Origin of the sequence: Phocaeicola sp. RTP21198st1_B8_RTP21198_201120, assembly GCF_040929485.1 — a bacterium.
Classification (GTDB): Bacteria; Bacteroidota; Bacteroidia; order Bacteroidales; family Bacteroidaceae; genus Phocaeicola; species Phocaeicola dorei.
Genome location: NZ_JBCOCI010000211.1, coordinates 1,672 through 2,219 on the forward strand (window position 1 = coordinate 1,672; position 548 = coordinate 2,219).

1 pseudogene is annotated in these 548 nt (G+C 58.9%); it reads right to left on the reverse strand.

Annotation, left to right across the window (positions count from 1 at the left end):
* Positions 1 to 548, reverse strand: a pseudogene (locus AB5935_RS24605) (DNA methylase); the annotation flags it as partial.

Here is a 548-nt window from a genome sequence, read left to right on the forward strand (position 1 = left end):
GCCTCGATCCGTTCGGCTTTCCCGATGACATTGCCGGCGATGAACTTGTCGGCAACCTCGTAGCCGTCCGTTTCCGGGTTGTAATAGATACGTCCTTTCAGTTCCCCGAGTATTCCCTCCACGGTAGTTCCCGTGAGCGAGGCCATGTAGTGCGGTTCCACCCGGCCGTACTTGTTCAGGCTGGCCACAAGGGCCTCCGAAGCGTCGTCGGCGTGCGTGATCTCATCGGGATTGAAGGCCACGGGACGCTCGAAGATGTCGGCTTTGCGTGCCTTGCCGTCGATGTAACGCTCCAGCGACAGAATCTCCGTCCCCCGCGCGTCCATCTTGATCAGGTCGAGGTTGCGTTTGTCATTGAGCCGTCCGAAGCGTTCGGTGAACTTGTCGTAAAGCCGGTTGAGCATCTCCCGCAGGGCGGGGTTCGCCGTCAGCGTTTCCGCCTCGTTGTTATAAAGGTGGTAATAGGCAGCGCGTATCTCGAGATACATGGAGGCTTTCGTCCGTTGTGCAGGCGTGAGTTCCAGCGGGTGGAACATGGGTTGCAGGGA